Origin of the sequence: Streptomyces sp. NPDC006235, assembly GCF_040613735.1 — a bacterium.
Taxonomy (GTDB): Bacteria; Actinomycetota; Actinomycetes; order Streptomycetales; family Streptomycetaceae; genus Streptomyces.
Map to the genome: position 1 here is coordinate 111,111 of NZ_JBEXSR010000004.1, position 21,116 is coordinate 132,226.

General features: G+C 72.2%; 14 protein-coding genes. 2 read left to right on the forward strand and 12 right to left on the reverse strand.

Annotated features, from left to right (window positions below; genetic code table 11):
• Positions 1 to 2: 2 nt before the first annotated feature.
• The 11 genes from argF to ABZ192_RS06625 form a co-directional block, all read right to left on the reverse strand.
• On the reverse strand, positions 3 to 1,010 hold the full coding sequence (gene argF / locus ABZ192_RS06575) for an ornithine carbamoyltransferase (RefSeq protein WP_356923411.1): 1,008 nt from the start codon (positions 1,008 to 1,010) through the stop codon (positions 3 to 5).
• A gap of 102 nt (positions 1,011 to 1,112) precedes the next feature.
• The gene (locus ABZ192_RS06580) at positions 1,113 to 2,336 is read right to left on the reverse strand and encodes an arginine deiminase (RefSeq protein ID WP_356923412.1); all 1,224 of its coding nucleotides are present in this window, start codon (positions 2,334 to 2,336) and stop codon (positions 1,113 to 1,115) included.
• A 109-nt stretch (positions 2,337 to 2,445) separates the two neighbouring features.
• A complete protein-coding gene (locus ABZ192_RS06585; protein WP_356923413.1) occupies positions 2,446 to 4,137 on the reverse strand; it encodes an HEXXH motif domain-containing protein in 1,692 nt (563 codons plus the stop codon).
• Between the two features lie 302 nt (positions 4,138 to 4,439).
• Positions 4,440 to 4,676, reverse strand: coding sequence for a hypothetical protein (locus ABZ192_RS06590; RefSeq protein ID WP_356923414.1), 237 nt, complete (start codon positions 4,674 to 4,676; stop codon positions 4,440 to 4,442).
• Positions 4,677 to 4,773: 97 nt separating this feature from the next.
• Entirely contained in the window at positions 4,774 to 5,901 is a 1,128-nt protein-coding gene (locus ABZ192_RS06595) for a caspase family protein (RefSeq protein ID WP_356923415.1), read from the reverse strand.
• Entirely contained in the window at positions 5,898 to 7,040 is a 1,143-nt protein-coding gene (locus tag ABZ192_RS06600) for a hypothetical protein (RefSeq protein WP_356923416.1), read from the reverse strand. Before ABZ192_RS06600 ends, ABZ192_RS06595 begins: the two co-directional genes overlap by 4 nt.
• Positions 7,041 to 7,161: 121 nt before the next feature.
• Positions 7,162 to 11,688: an FxSxx-COOH system tetratricopeptide repeat protein gene (gene fxsT / locus ABZ192_RS06605; RefSeq protein WP_356923417.1), complete on the reverse strand. Its 4,527-nt coding sequence runs from the start codon at positions 11,686 to 11,688 to the stop codon at positions 7,162 to 7,164.
• Entirely contained in the window at positions 11,688 to 12,779 is a 1,092-nt protein-coding gene (locus ABZ192_RS06610; RefSeq protein ID WP_356923418.1) for an AAA family ATPase, read from the reverse strand. The genes fxsT and ABZ192_RS06610 overlap by 1 nt, the downstream gene beginning before the upstream one ends.
• A 16-nt stretch (positions 12,780 to 12,795) precedes the next feature.
• Positions 12,796 to 14,313: a hypothetical protein gene (locus ABZ192_RS06615; RefSeq protein WP_356923419.1), complete on the reverse strand. Its 1,518-nt coding sequence runs from the start codon at positions 14,311 to 14,313 to the stop codon at positions 12,796 to 12,798.
• 153 nt (positions 14,314 to 14,466) lie between these two features.
• A complete protein-coding gene (locus ABZ192_RS06620; protein WP_356923420.1) occupies positions 14,467 to 17,007 on the reverse strand; it encodes a polynucleotide kinase-phosphatase in 2,541 nt (846 codons plus the stop codon).
• Complete coding sequence (locus ABZ192_RS06625; protein WP_356923421.1) at positions 17,004 to 18,467, reverse strand: 3' terminal RNA ribose 2'-O-methyltransferase Hen1; 1,464 nt, start codon at positions 18,465 to 18,467, stop codon at positions 17,004 to 17,006. The genes ABZ192_RS06620 and ABZ192_RS06625 overlap by 4 nt, the downstream gene beginning before the upstream one ends.
• A gap of 147 nt (positions 18,468 to 18,614) precedes the next feature.
• On the opposite strand from ABZ192_RS06625, the gene ABZ192_RS06630 reads away from it, so the two are divergent.
• Complete coding sequence (locus ABZ192_RS06630; protein ID WP_356923422.1) at positions 18,615 to 19,442, forward strand: SAM-dependent methyltransferase; 828 nt, start codon at positions 18,615 to 18,617, stop codon at positions 19,440 to 19,442.
• A gap of 64 nt (positions 19,443 to 19,506) precedes the next feature.
• Here ABZ192_RS06630 and ABZ192_RS06635 read toward each other — a convergent pair whose 3' ends face one another.
• Positions 19,507 to 20,430, reverse strand: a complete 924-nt coding sequence (locus ABZ192_RS06635; protein WP_356923423.1) for an LLM class F420-dependent oxidoreductase — start codon at positions 20,428 to 20,430, stop codon at positions 19,507 to 19,509.
• Positions 20,431 to 20,668: 238 nt separating this feature from the next.
• Here ABZ192_RS06635 and ABZ192_RS06640 point away from each other — a divergent pair, with 238 nt between their 5' ends.
• Positions 20,669 to 20,842, forward strand: a complete 174-nt coding sequence (locus tag ABZ192_RS06640) for a hypothetical protein (protein ID WP_356923424.1) — start codon at positions 20,669 to 20,671, stop codon at positions 20,840 to 20,842.
• Positions 20,843 to 21,116 lie beyond the last annotated feature (274 nt).

Sequence of the window (21,116 nt, forward strand, 5' to 3'; positions counted from 1 at the left end):
GTTCAGCCGAGGGTCGCGACCAGCACCGCCTTGATCGTGTGCAGGCGGTTCTCCGCCTCGTCGAAGACGACGGAGTGCGCCGACTCGAAGACCTCGTCCGACACCTCCAGGTACTCCAGGCCGTACGCGGCGTGGATCTCCTGGCCGACCTTGGTGCCGAGGTCGTGGAAGGCGGGCAGGCAGTGCAGGAACTTCACGTCCGGGTTGCCGGTGGCGCGCAGGACGTCCATGGTCACGGCGTACGGGGCGAGGGCGGTGATGCGCTCGGCCCAGACCTCCTTCGGCTCGCCCATGGAGACCCAGACGTCGGTCGCGACGAAGTCGGCGCCACGGACGCCCTCGTCCAGGGTCTCGGTGAGGGTGATGCGGGCGCCGCTGGTTTCCGCGAGGGCGCGGGCCCGGTCGACGACCTCCTCGGCCGGCCAGTAGTCCTTCGGGGCGACGAGACGCACGTCCATGCCGAGCAGGGCGCCGGTGACCAGGTAGGAGTTGCCCATGTTGAAGCGGGCGTCGCCCAGGTAGGCGAAGGTCATCCCGGTCAGCGGCTTGGCGCAGTGCTCCGTCATGGTGAGCACGTCGGCGAGCATCTGCGTGGGGTGCCAGTCGTCGGTGAGCCCGTTGTAGACGGGCACACCGGCGTGCGCCGCCAGTTCCTCCACGTTCTGCTGGCTGTCGCCCCGGTACTCGATCCCGTCGTACATCCGGCCCAGCACCCGCGCGGTGTCGCGCACCGACTCCTTGTGGCCGATCTGCGAGCCGGACGGGTCGAGGTACGTCGTCGAGGCGCCCTGGTCGGCGGCCGCGACCTCGAAGGCGCAGCGGGTGCGGGTGGAGGTCTTCTCGAAGATCAGCGCGATGTTCCGGCCCCGCAGGTACTGCGTCTCGGCCCCGGCCTTCTTGGCGGCCTTCAGCTCGGCGGCCAGCTCGACCAGGCCGCGGAACTCCTCCTCGGTGAAGTCCAGCTCCTTGAGGAAGTGGCGGCCGGCGAGGGCGGTCGGGACTGTCGCCATGGGGAGCTCCAGGGATACGGCGGGACGGGGACGGGCAGGACTACTGGAATACTATACGAAACCCAGCATGCCTATACGGCATGGGTGCCTGCACGGCAGTGGCTATACGGCCTCCCGTTCGACCGGGCAGCTCATGCACCGCGGCCCGCCCCTGCCCCGCCCCAGCTCGCTGCCGGGGATCTCTATCACTTCGATGCCCTGTTTGCGCAGGTGGGTGTTGGTGGTGGCGTTCCGCTCGTAGGCGACCACGACGCCGGGTTCGACGGCCAGGACGTTGCAGCCGTCGTCCCACTGCTCGCGTTCGGCCGCGTGCACGTCCTGGGTGGCGGTCAGCACCCGGATCTCGTTCAGGCCGAGCGCGGCGGCGATCGCGCGGTGCATGTGCTCCGGCGGATGGTCGGTGACCTTCAGCTCCTTCTCTCCGACGCCCGGTTCGATGGTGTACGAGCGCAGCATGCCGAGCCCCGCGTACTGGGTGAAGGTGTCGCCGTCGACCATCGTCATCACGGTGTCGAGGTGCATGAAGGCACGCCGCTTGGGCATGTCGAGGGCCACGATCGTCTCGGCGGAACCGGCGGCGAACAGCTTGTGCGCGAGCATCTCGACGGCCTGGGGCGTGGTGCGCTCGCTCATGCCGATGAGCACCGCCCCGTTGCCGATGACGAGGACGTCCCCGCCCTCGATGGTGGACGGGTAGTCGGCCTGCCCCTCGGACCAGAGGTGGAAGGTCTCGTCGCGGAACAGCGGATGGTGCCGGTAGATCGCCTCGAAGTGCACCGTCTCGCGCTGCCGGGCGGGCCAGCGCATCGCGTTGATGGAGACGCCGTCGTAGATCCACGCGGAGGTGTCGCGGGTGAAGAGGTGATTCGGCAGGGGGTCCAGCAGGAAGTCGTCCAGTTCCATGACGTGGAAGCGCACCGAGGTCGGCTCCGGGTGCACGTCGAGGAACTCGCGCTTGGTCATGCCGCCGACCAGGAGCTCGGCCAGCTCCGCCCCGGGCAGGTTCTCGAAGGCGGCTCTCAGGTGGTCGGTGGCCAGCGGGCCGTACTCCTTCTCGTCGAAGACCCGGTCCAGGACGAGGGTCCTGGCCGCCGGGACCTCCAGAGCCTCGGCCAGCAGGTCACCGAAGAGGTGGACGGTGACGCCCCGGTCGCGCAGCACGTCGGCGAACCCGTCGTGCTCGGCGCGGGCCCTGCGCACCCACAGCACGTCGTCGAAGAGCAGCGCGGTCTTGTTGCTGGGGGTGAGCCTTTTGAGCTCGAGATCGGGCCGGTGCAGGATGACGCGGCGCAGCCGCCCGGCCTCGGAGTGGACGTGGTAAGCCATGCCTCCATCCTGACCATCACAGCGCCCGTTGACGCGCTGCTCGCGCGTTTCGGCGAACTCTTGTTTGCGTCTGCCTGACGACAATCGGCCCGGGCCGGGACGCCCCCGGTCAGCCGCTGGGCAGCGGCTGCAGCAGCTCGGGCCGGGCCAGCATGCGCCGCGTCTCCCGGCCGGGGTCGAGCGCGGCCCGGGCGACGATCCAGCCGGCCAGGGCGTGCGGCTCGGCGGGGTCGGCGGCCAGTTGTCCGGCGTACCGGGCGAGCGCGGCGGTCGCGTCCCCGGCGGCGAGGTACTCGTCGGCGGTGTGCGGGGCGGCGGGGCGGGTGGCGAAGGCGTGCGTGCGCACATCGGGCCAGGAGGTGCGGTCGGGGCGGAAGCGGGGGCCTTCGTGTCCCGGGGACGGCGGGGCGACATTGCGCAACCGCCACTCGGTGCGGTGCAGCGCGGCGGCCGTACGGGCCCGGGTGAGGGCGGCGTGCGGGACCGGCTCGCGCAGCCAGCCGTCCAGGGTGCGGGCGAGGCCCGACACGAGGGCCCGGCCCTGTACGGTCAGCCGGCCGCTGGTCAGCAGGGTGCGCACGGCCAGGCGGCTCTGCAGACGGCGCAGGGCGAAGAAGTAGGCGGCCCGCTCGACCGCCTCGCCTCCCTGCGCACCGGCCAGCCGGTCCCGCCAGAAGCCCGCGACGCCGGTGAAGGCGTACGCGCCGTGCAGCAGGCCGGTGAGGTGGCGCGGGTCGGTGCGCCAGGGAGCGTAGTAGCGCTCGTCCCGGTCGTCCTCCAGCAGCGGGAACAGGTGCAGCAGGGCGGCGAGTTTGCTGTGCTGAAGCTCGTGCACCAAGGTCTCGGCGAGGGCGAGCGCGGAGGCCGGACGGACGATGAGCATGCCGCCGAAGGAGTCACCGCTGGAGGCCGACACCTGCACGAAGGGCGGCGGTGGCGGGCTGACGGCGGTGCGCCCGAAGGGCACGATCGCCCGGATCATGGCGGGGTCGACCCGCCCGGGGCCCGGTATGCCCGGACGGGCGAGGATCCGCGCGGCCTCCCCGAACAACCGCTGCCACTCCTGGGCCTCCTCCTCGTCGAGCCGGGCGGGCGGCAGGTGGTCGTCGAGATCGCGGTAGGGGTCGAGGTCTTCGAGTACGACGGTGACGGGGGCTGTACCGTCGGGGCCGGTGTGGGTGAGGGTCCGCAGCGGGAGCCAGGTGTCCCCTTCGGCGTCGGCACGCTGCGTCACCGGACGGCAGGTCATCCGCACCGAGCCGGTCGTGCGCCCCGGCCCGGTGACCGTCAGCTCTCCCCCGGCCGTCGTGGCCCGGCCGACCGCCAGGCCCTCTCTCGCGCCGGGGAGCCGGGCCATGCCCAGACCGGGCAGGGGCAGCCGCCCGCTGGTGAGGGGAACGTCGAGGGCCGCCGCCGTGCCCGCCTGCAGGGAGGCCGAGAGGGCCAGCGCACACAGGTGTCCCGCCTCCGCCCACATCGGCGGCCCCGTCGCCGTGCCGTGCACCCGGCGCAGCATGTGTGAGAGCCAGCCTCCCGTCGCCGGGGCCAGCAGGAGGCGTTCGACCGGCTCCGGGGACTCCTCCGCCGCCTCCTTGAGCACTCGCCAGGCCTCGGCGACCGGGGTGAGGGGGGTGGGCAGGGCGTCGAGGTGGCCGAGGAGGGTGCGCAGGAGCAGCAACCGCCGCGCGCGTTCCGCCCGTTCGAGGAAGGCGACGGCCGTTGCGGAGCCGCCTCCGGCGGCCAGCTCCGCGAAGAGCCGGTCCGGCATGCGGAAGGGAGCGAGGTGCTGCTCGCTGGTCATCGTCGCGGACCTCCGGTCGGGTTGGCGGACATGCGGGGGCCCCGGTGCGTGTGCGGGTGTCGCACCGGGGCTCTGCCGTCGGGACGGTCGGCGGCCAGGGCCTGTTGCGAAAGTGGCGTCGTCACCCGAAGGGCGGCCGCGCGGCGTCCGGTGCGTGCTCTCGGCGTGCCGGCCGGAAGCCCTCGTACTGGGCGTACTCGGGCTTTCGGCCGGTGCGGCGAGTGGGGGCACCTCCCACGCCCTTAAGGCAGTGGGGGAGCGTGCCGGGCGTCGCGCGGCAGGCGGCACTTTCGCAACAGGCCCTAGTCGGCTCGGGCGCCGCCCTGCCCTCCCTCGCCGCTCCTCATGCTGCTGCGGGCACGCAGCACCTCGGTCAGCAGGCGCGTGGTGGGGGGCAGGGTGGGGAGACCGTCCACAGCACTCAGGGGCAGCGCCGCGAGGTCCGCCAGATCGGATTCCCATACGTCGGTCACCGCGGTGGCGACGACCGGTTCAGATGCGGCGGCTCCGGTGTGGTGCAGAGCGGGCGGCTGGTCCAAGATGCTCCCCCTTCTTGCACGGTGACACGCGATGCCCCGTGTCCTTCCATCATGGCCAATACCCGCGGGGGCGAAAACCGTACGATCACGCCACTGATCATCTCCGATCGCGCGGATGCGCCGACGAGGCGGCCAACTCGGCCAGCGCCGCGGCGAGTTCCTCCTTCAGTTCCGGATCGTCGTCGACGGACACCACGGCGTCGAACAGGTCCCACAGGGCCTCCGGATTCCGCCGGGCGAGCCCGCCGAGGATGTTGACGACGTCGGTGCGTGCCCTGCTGTGACGGCGCAGTACGGCCGCGACACGGGGGTTCAGCGCGGCCACTACCGTCTGCCGCTCGTCGGGGTCGTTCATCAGGGGGTAGGCGATGAGGGCCTCCACCGCCCGCTGCAACGCCGCGAGGGGGCGCGGCGCGGCGGGCGGTCCGGCCGGGGGCAGGGTCTCGGTGCGGTCGGGGCCCTGGAGCCGGATCTCGGGGTGCTGAAGAGTACGGCCCTCTTCCCTGAGGGCCGCGATGCGCGCCCGAACGGCCGGAAACAGTTTCTCCGGATCGGGCGGGGCGGGCAGAACGGCCGCCCGGTCGGCCAGCAGACCGAGCAGGACGTCGGAGAACAGCCCGGTGCCACGGACGGGGTCGTTCACCGCCGCCCTGCCCCGGCCGGCGGCACGCAGCACGGTCTGCCGGTGCGCATGGCCGGGCCGGCCCACGGGCAGGGCGTCGGCGGGCAGCGCCTGCTGGAAGGCGAGGTCCTCCTCGAAGGTCTCGCAGGCGTCCACGATCCACATCTGCTCGCGCAGACCGGGTACGGCGTCACTCGCGTACCGGGCGAGCGCGGAGTCCAGGTCGATGCCCACCTTGTCGTCGACGCCCGCGTCCGCGCAGAACAGCCGGAGCCGCCCGGCCCGGTCGAGCACACCGTGCCCGCCCCACCACACCCACAGCATGTCGCCCTGCGCCGGTGACAGTTCGCGCACGAGAACCCGGCGCAGGGTCGCCTGGTCCGCGCGCTCGTACGGGACGTGCGGGTCGTAGGACGGCAAGGGAGCCAGGTGGAGCCGCAGCCGGGACTCCGGCACACCCGCGTCCCGCAGCAGCCGCCAGAACCGTACGGCGTCCCGGGCGGGCCCGGGCAGCCGCCAGGCGTCCCCGGCCTCGTACGCCTCGATCCCGACGACGAGGGCGTGCACCCGGGCGGGGTCGACGGACGGCATGGGGCCGGTCACGGCAGGTGGTCCACGATGTGGCGGTACACGGCCGGGTTCGTCCAGTAGGCGCTGTGCGCGGCGGGGAACGGCTGGCCGCTGTCGACGGCGACATCGGTGACGCGGCCCGGGAAGAGTCCCGCGCCGAGATGGCCGAGCAGATCGCGCGGATCGTACACGTTCAGCCAGGCGGGGACGTACGACGGCAGGGGCGCGGGGTGTTCGAGGGACGGCAGGGAGCCCGACTCGTAGAGGAAGGGCCCCTGGGAGCCGGCCGTCACCAGGAGCCCGACCTGCGGCAGCGGCGCGGAGATCAGCGTGTCGAGGGCGATGATGCCGCCGAGGCTGTGACCGACCACGGCGACGGGCGGCTCCAGTCGGGTGACGAGGGCGCGCAGGCCGTCCCGGAAGGCCGCACCGCGGCTCAGGTAGCGCAGGATGTCACCGGCGGCGGGGTGGGCGGCCTCGGTGAGGGCGTGTCGACGGCGTTCGACGGCCCGAGCGGCTACCGTTCCGGCCGTCCGCAGCAGTAAGGAGCGCAGCCCCCGCTCGGTACCCCGGGGCGGTGCGCCGAGGGCCTCGGCGATCCGGTCGGTGACGGCGTCACGGGTCTCGCCGACCGGAACGAGCGGGGAGTCGGCGTCGAGGGCGTCGGCGATGAGTCGGGCGGCCAGGGAACGGGCGGCGAGGATCGCGAGGTCCGCCGGGTCGAGGGCGTCGGCGGCGGGGCCGAGCAGGGGGTGGGCGGCCAGGTCGGTGGCGGCGCGGGCCAGTCCGGGGCCCACCTCGGCGCCGGGTTCGTCGCCTCGGGCCGCGAGTGCGGTGAGCAGCGCCCGTATGCGCTGCTGCGGCGGTACGGTGCCGGGCGGGCGTTCGACGACCGGGCCGGATGCGGCGGCGGCCAGCGCCAGTTCGGCGTGCGGGTCCGCGTAGAGGGCGGCCCATGCCGCGGTCGTCTCGTCGCTCGGGTCCAGCCCCGCAGGGCCTTCGCCGAGACCGCGCGTGGTGCCGGACCGGGGGGGCAGGCTCGCCCCGCCGGCCACGAGCGTGGCACCGTGTGCCGCACCCCAGTCGTAGGGCACGATGTCCAGCCCGCGGCACTGTGCGGCCAGTCCGGCCGTCACACGCCCCACCAGGGCGGAGAGGGCCGGTTCACGCACCCCGGTTCCGTGAACGAAGACGACCGCCGTCATGAGCCCCCCGTGACACGAACACCCTTACGGTGTCAACCGCTCGTTAGGCAAGGTAGTTGGAGCCAGGCAAGAACAGACGCGGCCCGTGTCACATGGGCATGGGCGCGATGTCGCACTCGATGCGGCGGCGCTGGCGAACGGCCTGGAGCCAGGGGTGGTCGGAGCGCAGCACTCCGGCGAAGCCCTCCACCGCCTTGCGCTGGAGCGCGTCCGCCTCGTCTCCGCGCCCGAGGCCCCGCAGATCGAGTGCGAGGTTGGAGGTGCAGGAGAGCGTGAGCGGGTGGTCCTCGCCCGCCACCTCGGCCAGCAGTGGCAGGTTGGCGGAGTCGATCGCGTGCGCCCGCTCGAAGTCGAGCCGGGCATAGGCGGTGTTGGCCTGGCCGATGCCGACCGTGAGGGTGATGACGTGGTGCGGCCCGACCGTGTCGCTCAGCCGGCGCACCACGTCGTCCTCCAGCTCCTGCGCCGTGTCCAGGGAGCCCAGGGCCCTCTCGGTGGCGGCCAGGTTCGCCCGGGTCACCAGGGTGTGGGCGTGGTTCCCGCCGAGGCGCCGCTCCAGCCGGGCCGCGGTGATCTCCGCGAGTTGGCGGGATCCTTCCAGATCCCCGGCCAGGCGCCGGTCGACGGAGACGTTGGTCGCCGTGGTCAGCGAGTCGAGGTGCTCGTCGCCGTAGCGGGCCCTGAAGCTGCGCAGGGTGTCCTCGGCGAGCTTGGCGCCCTCGGCGAGAGCCCCGTCCCGGCGGCGGCAGACCCCGAGGTCACGGGCGATGCGCAGGGTCAGGGGGTGTTCGTCACCGAGCGCGGCGATCGCCCGGCGGTAGACGTCCTCCTGGAATTCGCGCGCCTCGGGGTACCGGCCCGTCTCCCGGGTTTCGATGGCGACGCAGTGGAGGGTGTTGAGCGTGAAGAAGCTGGCGTCTCCGAAGAGCCTGTCGCGCTGCCGGGCCGTCTCCTGGTCCAGCGGCAGGGCTTCCCTGAACTGCCCGCACAGCCGCAGGTCGACGCCCCAGCTGTGACTGGCCCGCAGGGTGGCCGGGTCATCGGGGCCGAACAGCGAGCGGGCCAGTCCGGTGGCCTCCTCGCCCAGGTCACGCGCCTCCTGGAACCGGCCCTGGTAACGGCGGGCGTCGGACATCTCGCACAGGGAGTCGATCAGTTCCTCGGTCTCGACCTGCACCCGGCGGGAGACCTCCAGCGCCTTCTCGGTGAGCGGGATCGACTCGGCGATCTGGCCGATCTGGCGCAGCAGGAACGCAAAGCCCTTGGTCATCCGGACGACATAGATGTCCTCCTCGCCCGAGGCGGCGAGCCAGGCGCTCCATGCCTGCCGGCCGAAGGCCGCGGCGCCTTCGTGGTCGCCCCAGTAGTAGAGGAACCACATGGTGTCGTAGACCAGGTCGCGCACGTAGGGGTCGGTGCTGGTCACCGCCTGGGAGGCGAGGACGTGGGGCAGCAGCGCCTGATAGTCGCGCCACTCCTGGGAGGATCCGTAGGGCCCCCGGTTTGCGGCGGAGAGCAACTGGTGGGCGGCGTCCCGCATCCGCTCGCGTTCCTCTTCACCCAGCTTGGCGAGGAGCACGGTCTGCAGCAGGCGGTGCATCTGCAGGGTGCCCGCGCGCGGGTCGACCCTGATCAGGGAGAACTGGCTGAGGTCGCGGATGGCCCGGTTCAGTTTGATCGGCTCGCGCAGCATCGGGTCGATCTCGGGCGTGATGTTGACGCCTCGGCTGCTGCGCAGGATGGACCTCGGGATCGGCTCGGGAGCCATGCTGGCGCAGATGTCGAGAAGCTGACGGGCGCCCGGGTTGTTCTCCCTGATGCGCTCCAGGGAGATGTCCCAGGCGGCGGCGACGGAGACCGGGTAGTCGGGACTCTGCTCGATCTCGAGGATCTCCGGGCTGCGCTGGGCGAGCAGTTCGAGGTACTCGTCGACCTCCATGCCGGTGACACCGAGCCAGGCGCCCGCCTGCTCCACGGCGAGCGGCAGGTCGCCGAGCGCTTCGGCCAGCCGGTCGGCGTCCTCGCGGGGCAGGTCCTTGGCGCGCTTCTGGAGCAGTTCGATGGACTCGTCGCGCTCGAAGACGTTCACCGGCAGGGAGGTGGCGACCCGTTCCCAGCCCCGGTTCCGGGAGGTGACGATGACCTTGCCCGGCCCGTTGTGCGGGAAGTAGCCGCGCACCGCCTCGATGTCCTCGGCGTTGTCGAAGACCAGCAGCCAGTTGTCGTACGGCGTCCCGGTGCGCAGTGCCTCCAGTACGGCGGGCACGGCGGTGTTGGCCGCGGCGGCGCCCAGGCTGTCCTGGCCGGCCGGGGCGACGCCCAGCTGGGAGGCGAGGGAGGACAGCGCCGCCAGGATGAGGCTCTCGCGTTCGGCGGGGATCCAGCAGATGATCCGGTAGTCGCGCTGGTGGGTGTAGATGTACTCCAGTGCCAGCTGGGACTTGCCGACGCCACCGAGGCCGTGCAGGGCGTTGGGCAGCACGGCTGCGGTGTCCTGGGCGGCGAGCTGCTCCTCCACGGCCCTCAGCAGCGCCTGGCGGCCGACGAACGAGGTGTTACGCATGGGGACGTTCACCAGTAGGGCCGGCGTCGCGGTCGTGGTGCTCTGCATGAGCGGCTCTGCCTCCGGGGTCTGTTGTCGCTGCACACCGGCCGTCGGAGACGGCGCGGACTCTCCAGTCAGATCGGAAATTCCCGAATCCGGGTCACTGCCCGCTGGGCTGGATGGAGGTGCGTCGCGCGGATTATTCACCTCTGGGGGTGGATGGGCGGACGCACGGTTCTCCACCCGCACGGGTACGGCGGGCGCGCTCCTGGACAGATTCGGTTCGATGCGCCTGGCCCGTTCGGAGTAGGGTCCCGACAGGGCTCGCATCACGGCCAGTTCGCTGCGTACCCAGCCGTGTTCGGCGGGGTCGGGCAGCCGGGCCCGCAGCGGGTCGTGCAGGGCGGCGCGCAGGGCGACGCCCTGCTCCCCCGCGGCGGGCAGCTCGCCCACCACGCTGACAGTGTGGGCGAGTTGGCTGCGCGTGGTGGTCGCGAGCAGCGCCTCCCGGACGCCCTCGGCGAACTCGGGGCGCCCCTCCCCTGCGCCTTCCCAGTCGATCAGCCCGCCCATGAGGATCTCGGCGAGGTGGTCGGGGCCGGTCTCCGGCATGACGCGTCGCCGCAACTGCTCGACGAGGTCGAAGTCGAAGGGCACGGCGGCGAGTTGGGTGGCGAGCCGGCGGGCGGAGGGGGTGGCGAGACTGAAGAAGCGCCGTACGGCGGCGGTGGCGGCGCGCGGGAGGCGCGGGGCGCGCAGACCGGGAGCGGGCGCGCCCTTGCTCAGGGCGCCCGCCAGCACCACGGGCAGTGAACGCCGGACGCCGCGCCCACCGGTGACCAGATCGGACCAGGCGGCGAGGGAGGCGGGTTTCAGGGAGAGCACCGGGACGGCGACGGAGCCGTCGCCCGCTTCGGGCAGCGGCCGCATCGGGTCGGGGCCGCCGGGTGGCGCCCAGTGCCCGAGGCTGCCGTTGGGAGCTCCGAACCCACCGGCCTCCAGGACGGCCGGGTAGGGGTAGAGCGAGGAGCGGTGACGCAGATGCGGCGGCAGCAGGTGGACGAGGGCCGTGGGGCCGGCGTGGGCGAGCCGGCCGAGGAGTTCGTCCGCGGCGCTGGCGGCCCAGCCGTGGGCGAGTCCGTCGGTGACGACGAGGAAGATCCGGCTGCCCCGGCCGTCGAGCAGTTCGGCGGGGTCGGCGACGGCCCGTCCCGTGGACCAGCGCAAGGTGGCGGTGCCGGTGCGCGGCACGGTCACCCGCAGCGTGCGCACGCCGCGGAAGGCCCCGCTGTGCTCGGCGGCGCGGGCCAGGCGGGCGGCGCTCTCCTCCCAGATCCGCATCGTGGGCGCGTCGTCGAGCAGCAGCACCAGATCGAAGGCGGAGACCCGGGCGGGCCGCAGAAACGGCATCCACAGCCCGTCGGCGAGGCCCTGTTCGGCGGTGGTCTCCTCGTCGAGTTCCAGGCTGTCGCGGGACGGGATGCGGCGGGCCAGATGGTGCAGGGCGCGCGCGAGCAGGGCCGTGACGCGACCGGGGCCGGACGGGTCGGGCGCGGCCTGAGGAAGCAGCGGCGGCCCGAGGCGCAGGGTGAAGCGGCCTTCGGGGTGGGGTAAGAAACGGCTGACGGCCGGGGCTGCGGCCCGGTCGGCGGAAGGGAGCGACGTGTCAGGGGCGCGGCTCGCCGGGGACGGCTCGGGCGGAAGGCCCTCGCCGGCCGCGGGCAGACCGCGTGGTGCGTCGTCGTCGGCCGCGTGCAGACCGAGGAGTGCGTCGTCGTCCGCCGACGACCGGGCCGGCCGTTCGGCGCCGGCGTCCTGCGGACGGGCCTCCTGCCCGGCCGGGGCCGGTGTCTGTGCAGCCGCGCTGCCGGGACCTCCGTACCGGTTCCAGTGCGCGGCCAGCCATACCGCGTCGGCGAACTCCTGCCAGCGTGGGACGAGGTGATCGGGAGCGGCCGGGCCCCGGTGTCCGCGCTCGCTCGCGCGCGGCTCGGGGGACACCGAAGGGGGCGGCGACGATCCCGATGCGGGATCCCCGTCGCCTGGTCCGGATGCGCGCTCCCGGGTCATCAGCGGCCCTTCGCGAGGTCGCGGAGCAGCAGTTCGACGAGCTTACGCCCGTCACCGTCAGCCTGAAAACCACCCGCAGTAGTCATCTGGACAGCGTTGAGCAACTGGTCGAGGGAGTGGACGCCGCCCGCCTGGACCCGCTGAACGAACAGGTCGACGAGGTCTTCGGTGCCTCGCGGCCTGAGCCCCAAGTGCCCTTCCACCATGGCCAGTAGTTGCTCCCGGGTGGGGGTGTGCATCTCCATCGGCAGACAGCGGCGGCGGAAGGCGGCGGGAAACTCCCGCTCCCCGTTGCTGGTGATCACCACGACCGGGAACTCCCGGCACTCGACGCGTCCGTTGCGCACCACGGCCCGGCCTCCCGGATCGCTGGTGTGCACGCTCGCCGCGTCGGCGGCGTCGCGCACCAGCTCGGGAACCTCATAACTTCCATTCTCCAGAACGTGCAACAGGTCGTTCGGCAGGTCGATGTCGCTCTTGTCGAGTTCGTCGACGAGAAGCACCCGGGGCCGTTCGTAGGGCAGCAGGGCGGTGCCCAGCGGCCCCAGTGTAATGAACTCGCCTATAACCGGCGCAAGTTGACGATCTTTTGACATGGTCGTGGTGTTGACGGCCTGTTCGCCTTGTTCGAACACCGGCTCCGCCCGTGCGGCGTCGCGCAGTCCCGCCTGCCAGGCGGCGATGGCCTGGGCCCGCCCCATGGCGTCGTGGACGTACAGGCCGTCGCGCAGGCTGGTACGGCTCACGATGTCCCATTCGAGTACCCGGCCGAGGCCCAGCTCACGCGAGATCAGGTAGGCGAGCGTCGACTTGCCGACGCCGGGAGGGCCGGTGATCAGCAGCGGGCGGCGCAGCACCAGGGCGGCGTTGACCGTGTCGATCTGCTCGTCGTCGAGCTGGGGGGTGAGGCCGCCGGGCCCGAGGCGGCGCAGCGCGGCCTCGGCGTCGTCCGGGGGCGGAGTCTCGACGGGACCGCCGCGGAACCTCCGCCAGGGCGGCGGGGCCGGCAGCACGGGTGGGGCGTCCTGCGGGCGTCCGGTGGCGTGGAACACCTTCCAGTCGTCCGCTGCCGTCCGTTCCTGTGCGCTCATGCCGAAGCCTCCTAGCTCAGCTGGCGAGATCGCCGGGGTCGGTGGTCTGGATGTCGACGACTCGGGTGGGGTCGTCCCACAGGAATCCGACGTTCCGGGCCAGATACTGGACCGCGTCCTCCGCGCCGCTCTCGGCGTTCCGACGCATGCGGTGAATGACGGATGGAAGCTGCACGGGCAGCGTGACGGCCGCGAAGACCGCGGTCACCACTTCGCGCCTCTCCTCTATGAACACACCTCTGCGGTCCCAGACGGCCAGCCCGATCCCCTCCGCGATCGCCGCTTTGAGTGCCTCCAGGGCCGGCGCCCCGGTCGGCGCGTCCAACAGCACTGCCGTACTTCTTGATTCCCCGGCGAGCGCGATCTGCCACGCGCGCAGCCGCCGGGCGTCCGCTTCTCTCCAGGCGTGCACCGAGATCCCATGCTGCTTCAGTGCCGCCCAGCGCCGCTTCCACTGCTGCCGGACCACGGCGTTGTCCGTACGCATGCGTTCGAGGCTGCGTAGATGCACCCCGTACCGCAGCCCGAGCGGAGTGGGCTCACCGTCGCCGATGGCGAACGTCAACCCGGCCACATCGTGGTTCAGCAGATCGTACGGAAGGATGAACTCTATGTACGCAGGCGGCTCCTGGAGTCCGCCCGCGTCCGGTTGGCGCGGCACCAGCCAGAGTCGGGTGCCGCGCCGGAGCGCCTCGTCCACCGCTAGGCCGAGGTCGTCCAGGGGGATGGTGTCCGGCTCGCCGGGGCGTGGGTCCCACCGGCCCGGGGTGGCGTTCGTCCAGGTCCGCACGACCACGTCCGTGCTGCCGTCCCGGGCCGGTTCGACGGCGACGACGAGGGTGCGGGGGATGTCGGGCGACCACACCACCGCGACGCGTCTCTCCCGGCGCGCCGCCAACTCCGCGGTCAGGCCCTCGCGCCCGGCCCAGTCGTCGACCCATGCGGTCAGCGCGAGGCGGTGTTCGAGGGTCCGGGCGAGACGGGCCGCGTGATCGAGGAGGACGACGACGGGCGGCAGGCCGTCCTCCTGCGCGTTCCATTCGAAAAGGTGCGCGAAGAGCTGCTCGGGGGTGAGTCCGTCGGGGAGGTCGACGCCGACGAGTTCCTCGGCCAGACCGTCCCGTAACCGTGCGGCGGGCAGGTCGCCGCGGGTGAGCGCGACGCGGGCGCTCTTCTCGTCCTCCTTGGACAACGGCCCGGCCAGGGCGGGGGCGGGAGCGATCAGCCGTGCGAGTTCGTCTCCGGCCGGGGCGCCTTCGAGGATGCGGACCACTCCGACAAGTACGTGTTCCCCGCCCGCCACGCTCAGCGCCGCGGTCACCAGAGTCGCCACGTCCTCACGGAGCCTGACGCCGCGTATGTCGACCTGCCGGCCGAGCTGCCCTCCCAGCAGACTGGCGAACTGCACCCGGCTCGGCGCGTCCTCCACGCAGCCCAGCTCACAGAGGACCTCGGTCAGCTGTAACAGCAGCTCGAAGTCCGGCTGATGTCCGCCATCGCCGCCCGGCTCGCCGGGCGTCGCACCTGTCCGCACCGACTTTCCCCCTGAGTCGGTTCACCTGCCTGACCGACCTGCGAAGTTAGCACGGCAACCAACGGTTAACCAGGGACAGTTGGGGTCCGGATCACGACTTCCGGTCAGGTCGCGCCGCGGTGGCGCACCCCGGCCGGAAGTCGACTCCGCGGCTCACAGCCTGGGATCGACCGGCTCCGACTCCAGCGCCAGCACCCCGAACACCGCCTCGTGCACCCGCCACAGCGGCTCACCCTCGGCCAGCCGGTCCAGGGCCTCCAGGCCGAGCGCGTACTCGCGGATCGCCAGGGACCGCTTGTGGTTCAGGAACCGGGAGCGCAGGCGGGCCAGGTTCTCCGGGCGCGTGTACTCCGGCCCGTAGATGATCCGCAGGTACTCGCGGCCGCGGCACTTGATGCCGGGCTGCACCAGGCGGCCCTGTTCGTCGCGGACGAGTGCGCCGACCGGTTTGACGACCATGCCCTCGCCGCCGCGGCCGGTCATCTCCAGCCACCAGTCGACACCGGCCCGGACGGACTCCGGGTCGCCTGTGTCGACGTACAGCCGCCGGGTGGTCTGGAGCAGGCCGCTGCCGTCGTGCTCGACGAGCCGGTCGAGGAGGGTGAGCTGCTCGTCGTGCGGCAGTCCGGCGAGGCTGCGGCCCTGGACCGCGAGGATCTGGAACGGTGCCAGGCGGACGCCGTCGAGGCCGTCCGTGGTCCAGCAGTAGCGGCGGTACGCCTCGGTGAACGCGACGGCGTCGGCGGAGCGTTCGCGGGTGCGGGACAGCAGTCCGGTCACGTCGACGCCCCGTGCCGCCGCGCCCTCCAGGGCGGCCAGCGCGCCCGGGAGCACCGCGCCGGACGCGGCACCCACGGCGGCGTACTGCGACCGCAGCAGCCCCGACGCCTTCAGCGACCAGGGCATCAGCTCGGCGTCCAGCAGCAGCCAGTCCGTCTCGAGGTGGTCCCAGAGGCCGGCCTCGCCGATCGCCGTGCGCAGCCGGTCGAGGATCTCCTCGGTGAGGGAATCGTCGTCGAGGAACGGGCGGCCGGTGCGGGTGTAGAGGGACCCGGTGGGGCCGTCGACGCCGAAGCGCTTGCGGGCTGTTTCCGCGTCCCGGCACACCAAGGCCACCGCACGCGAGCCCATGTGCTTCTCTTCGCACACGACCCGGGCGACACCGTCCTGCGCGTACTGCGCGAAGGCCTCGGCCGGGTGCTCCAGGTAGCCGTCGACGTGCGAAGTCGCCGTCGGGGCCATCGTCGGCGGCAGGTACGGCAGCAGTCGCGGGTCCACCGCGAAGCGGCTCATGACCTCCAGGGCCGCGGCCGCGTTCTCCTCGCGGATCGAGATCCGGCCCTGGAGGCGGGTCTCCACGACCCGGCGGCCCTGCACGTCCGCCAGGTCCAGCGGACGGCCGTCCTGCCCGCCGGGGGCCTCGGAGCGCAGCGGCCTGGCCGGCTCGTACCAGACCCGCTCGGCCGGTACGTCGATCAGCTCGCGCTCCGGCCAGCGCAGAGCGGTGAGCTTGCCGCCGAAGACGGCGCCGGTGTCCAGGCAGATGGTGTTGTTGAGCCAGGTGGCCTCCGGGACCGGGGTGTGGCCGTAGACCACGGCCGCCCGGCCCCGGTACTCCTCGGCCCACGGGTAGCGCACCGGCAGGCCGAACTCGTCCGTCTCCCCGGTCGTGTCGCCGTAGAGGGCGTGGCTGCGGACCCGGCCGGAGGTGCGGCCGTGGTACCTCTCGGGCAGGCCGGCGTGGCAGACGACCAGCCGGCCGCCGTCGAGGACGTAGTGGCTGACGAGGCCGTCGATGAACTCCCGTACCTCGGCGGCGAACTCCTCGCTCTCGCCCGCCATCTGCTCGATGGTCTCGGCGAGGCCGTGGGTGTGCTGGACCTTGCGGCCGCGCAGGTACCGGCCGTACTTGTTCTCGTGGTTGCCGGGCACGCACAGGGCGTTGCCCGACTTCACCATCGCCATCACGCGGCGCAGCACGCCCGGGCTGTCGGGGCCTCGGTCGACCAGGTCGCCGACGAAGACGGCGGTCCGGCCCTCGGGGTGGACGCCGTCCGTGTATCCCAACTTGTCGAGCAGCGACTCCAGTTCGGCGGAGCAGCCGTGGATGTCGCCGATGATGTCGAAGGGGCCGGTGAGGTGCGTCAGGTCGTTGAAGCGCTTCTCGGTGACGACGGTGGCCTGCTCGATGTCCTCCACGCCCCGCAGGACGTGCACCTTGCGGAAGCCCTCACGCTCCAGGTGCCTGAGGGAGCGGCGTAGTTCGCGGATGTGGCGCTGGATGACCCGGCGGGGCATGTCCGCGCGGTCGGTGCGGGCCGCGTTGCGCTCGGCGCACACGTTCTCGGGCACGTCGAGCACGATGGCTATCGGCAGGACGTCGTACTGCCGGGCCAGGTCGATCAGCTGACGGCGGGCGTCGGGCTGCACGCTGGTCGCGTCCACGACCGTGCGGCGGCCTGCCGCGAGGCGCTTGCCGGCGATGTAGTGCAGGACGTCGAAGGCGTCCTTGGTGGCGCTCTGGTCGTTCTCGTCGTCCGAGACGAGACCGCGGCAGAAGTCGGACGAGATGATCTCGGTCGGCTTGAAGTGCCTGCGGGCGAACGTGGACTTGCCGGAGCCGGAGGCGCCGACGAGGACCACCAGGGAGAGGTCGGTGACGGGCAGGACGCGCCCTTCGCGTACGTCGGTCATGCCGCCTTCGCCTCCTTCGGGGTGGTCAGTGTGAACACGGCCATCTGGGTGGGCGGTCCCACCTCCGGGTCGTCCGGGCCGACGGGTATGAACTCGGCCCCGTAGCCGTGCCGTTCGGCCACCGCCTCCGCCCAGGCCCGGAACTCCGCACGGGTCCACTCGAAGCGGTGGTCGCCGTGCCGGACGTGGCCGGCCGGGAGGCTCTCCCAGCGCACGTTGTACTCGACGTTCGGCGTCGTCACGAGCACCGTCCTGGGCCGTGCGGCGCCGAACACGGCGTACTCCAGGGCGGGCAGCCGGGGCAGGTCGAGGTGCTCGATCACCTCGCTGAGCACGGCCGCGTCGTACCCCTTGAGCCGCTGGTCGGTGTAGGCGAGCGAGCCCTGGAGGAGCTTGACGCGCGCGGCCTGCCGCTCGCCCATGCGGTCCAGCTTCAGCCGCCGGGAGGCGATGGTGAGCGCGCGCATCGACACGTCAAGACCGACGATCTCCGTGAATGCCGGGTCCTTGAGCAGTGCTTGCACCAACTGGCCCTGTCCGCAGCCGAGATCGAGCACCCGGGCGGCTCCGGACGCCTTGAGGGCGGCGGTGATCGCCTCCCGGCGCTGCACGGCCAGCGGGGTCGGCCGCTCCTCGGTCTCGGTCTCCACCTCGACCGCGTTGTCGATCTCCTCGACCTCGCTGTCGTCCGTCTCGGCCAGCCGCACCAGCTCCAGCCGCTCCGTCGCCTGCCGGGTCAGCGACCAGCGGCGCGAGAGGTAGCGGCTGGTGATCAGCTTCTGCTCCGGGTGGCCGGGCAGCCAGCCCTCACCGGCGCGCAGCAGCTTGTCCACCTCGTCGGGGGCGACCCAGTAGTGCTTGGCGTCGTCCAGGACCGGGAGCAGGACGTAGAGGTGGCGCAGGGCCTCGGCGAGCGTGCGGTCCGCGGACTCCAGTTCGAGCCGGACGTAGCGCGAGTCGCCCCACTGCGGGAACTCGGTGTCCAGCGGCACGGGTTCGGCCGTGACCGTCCAGCCCAGCGGCTCGAAGAGCCGTCGTACCAGGGCAGGGCCGCCGCGGGCGGGCAGCGCCGGCACCTCGATGCGCAACGGCCGGGGTACGCCGGGCAGTTCGGGCCTCGCGTTGCAGACGCCCTTCATCGCACTGGAGAACACGCCGCTCAGCGCCACGGCGAGGAGGGAGGAAGCGGCGTACGGGCGGTCGTTGACGTACTGCGCGAGTGCCGCGTCCGGGGCGCCGCCCCGGCCCTTGCCCTTGCCGCGCCGGACCAGGGCCACCGCATCGACCTCCAGCAGCAGCGCCGCCGTGCAGCGCTGGTCGTCCGCCTCGGGGTAGAGGACGTGGGCCGTGCCGTAGGACGTGGAGAACGCCTGGGCCTTCTCGGGATGCTTGTGCAGCAGGAAGCCGAGATCGGTGGCGGGACGCTCCGGGGTGCCGGTGGTCGTGACGGTCAGGAACACGGTGGGTCGACCTTTGATCAGTGGTCTGAACTGCGGATACGCCCCACCGTACAGAGCCGGCACCGGCGGCACCCGGGAATTTTCGCTAGCCTCACGATCGACCGGGCGTTCGAGGGGGATTCGGCAAGAGCGCCCACGCACGCGCAGATGCGGAGGCCTCACGTGACAGACGCCGGGACCAGCGGGGGACAGATCGACACCGGCAAGCCCCACTCGGCACGCATGTACGACTACTACCTCGGCGGGAAGGACAACTACCCGGTCGACGCGGAAGCCGCCGAGCAGGTGATATCCCTCTTCCCCGCCACCAGGGAAATGGCGCGGACCAACCGCCTGTTCATGCACCGCGCCTCCCGGCTGCTGGCCGGGCGAGGCGTTCGGCAGTTCCTCGACATCGGCACCGGCATTCCGACCGAGCCGAACCTCCACCAGATCGTCCAGGGGGTCGTCCCGCAGGCCCGGGTGGTGTACGCGGACAACGATCCGATCGTCCTCCGGCACGCCCAGGCCCTGCTGCACAGCACGCCGGAGGGAAAGACCGCCTACGTCCACGGCGACGTACGGGAACCGGGAAAGATCATCGCGGCGGCACGGGACACCCTGGACTTCACCCAGCCGATCGCGCTGTCCCTCGTGGCCCTGCTGCACCTGGTGGGCGACGAGGACGAGCCCGGCCGGATCGTCCGCGAGCTGCTCGAACCCCTGCCGTCCGGTAGCTACTTGACGCTGTCGCACGCCACGGGCGACTTCGACCCGGAGACCTGGGAGCGGGTCGTCGAGGTGTACCGCAAGGGCGGGACGACGGCGCAGGTGCGCTCGCACGCCGAGTTCTCGGCGTTCTTCACGGGGCTCGAGCTGGTGGAACCGGGGGCGGTGCCGGCTGCTCGGTGGCATCCCGAGCTCGGTGAAACGCGCGGGGGCGGCGACCGGGGCGACGAGATCCCCCTCTATGTGGGGGTGGGCCGCAAGCCGTGACGGACGGCTGTCCGGCGGACCGCGCTCCGCGTCGATCCGCCGGACGCTCATCCTGCGTACGGCTTTACGACAGCTGGGACTGCACCTGCGACGAGATCAGCTCCAGGTGGTCGAGGTCGTCCAGGTCGAGGACCTGGAGGTAGATGCGGCTCGCGCCGACCTCGGTGTATCGGCCGATCTTGTCGACGACCTCGGCCGGGGAGCCGGCCAGGCCGTTGAGCTTCAGCTCGTCGACCTCGCGGCCGATCGCGGCAGCCCGGCGGGCGACCTCCTGGTCGTCCCGGCCGACGCACACGACGAGGGCGTTGGAGTAGGTCAGGTCGTCGCCCTTGCGGCCGGCCTCTTCGGCGGCGGCGCGCACCCGGCCGAACTGGCGCTCGCTGTCCTCGACGGAGGCGAACGGCATGTTGAACTCGTCGGCGTACTTGGCGGCCAGCCGCGGGGTACGGGTCGGGCCGTGGCCGCCGACGAGCACGGGGATCTTCTCCTGCGCGGGCTTGGGCAGTGCGGGAGAGTCCGTGAGGTCGTAGTAGGTGCCGTGGAAGTCGTAGGTCTTGCCGAGTTCCGTCGACCACAGGCCGGTGACGATCTCCAGCTGTTCCTCGAGGCGGGCGAACTTCTCCTTGGGGAACGGGATGCCGTAGGCCTTGTGCTCCTCCTCGAACCAGCCCGTTCCCAGGCCGAGTTCGATCCGGCCGCCGGACATCTGGTCGACCTGGGCGACCTGGATGGCGAGCACGCCGGGGAGGCGGAACGTGCCGGCGGTCATCAGGGTGCCGAGCCGGATGCGCTTGGTCTCGCGGGCGAGTCCGGCCAGCGTGATCCAGGCGTCGGTGGGGCCGGGCAGGCCGTCCACGGAGCCCATGCGGAGGTAGTGGTCGGAACGGAAAAATGCGTCGAAGCCGAGCTCTTCCGTGGCCTTGGCCACGGTGAGCAGAGTGTCGTAGGTGGCCCCCTGCTGGGGCTCGGTGAAGATGCGAAGGTCCATGCCTCCCATCCTGCACGCCGGGTCGTGGGACGACGCGATCGGACCCCCGTGCCGACCGGTCCCCGGTCGGGTGAAATTACGTCCATACCGCGGGTCCCGCGTGACCGGGCCAGTGACCGGCCCCGTTGGTGATCGTTGGCTCGGGCGGAGCCGGAGCCCCCGGCTTCCGCACCGGCCGTGAGCGCCGGGGCGTCACCCGCGTCGGCCTCCCCGGGGGCCAGGGGCCGAGGAGGCCGTCATGTCCGAAGAGACCGTGCCGCAGCAGGGCGGGACCGGGCAGCCGAAAGGGCTGTTGCAGCAGATGGAGGAGCTGATGGCGGCGTTGAACGCGGACCTGTCGGCGCTGGACGCGGACCTCCAGGCAGCGGGGGACGCCGACCGGAGGTCGAGCGAGGAGGAGCAGGTCGGCTGAGTTCCGCTCGGGCGGGTGGCCGGGGTCGGTCTGCGGTGACTGGGGTCGGTCTGCGGCGGCCGGGGCCGGTCTGCGGTGACCGGTGCCGGTCCGTGGCGCCGAAGCCGGTCTCTGGTAGCCGAGGCGGTCTACGGCGGCCGGGGCCGGTAGGTGGTGGCCGGGGTCGGTCGGGGGTGGCCGGAGCCGGTCGGGGGGGCCGGAGCCGGTTTCTGGTAGCCGAAGCCGGTCCGTGGTGGCCGGAGCCGGCCGTTGGTAGCGAGAGGCGGATCCCGGT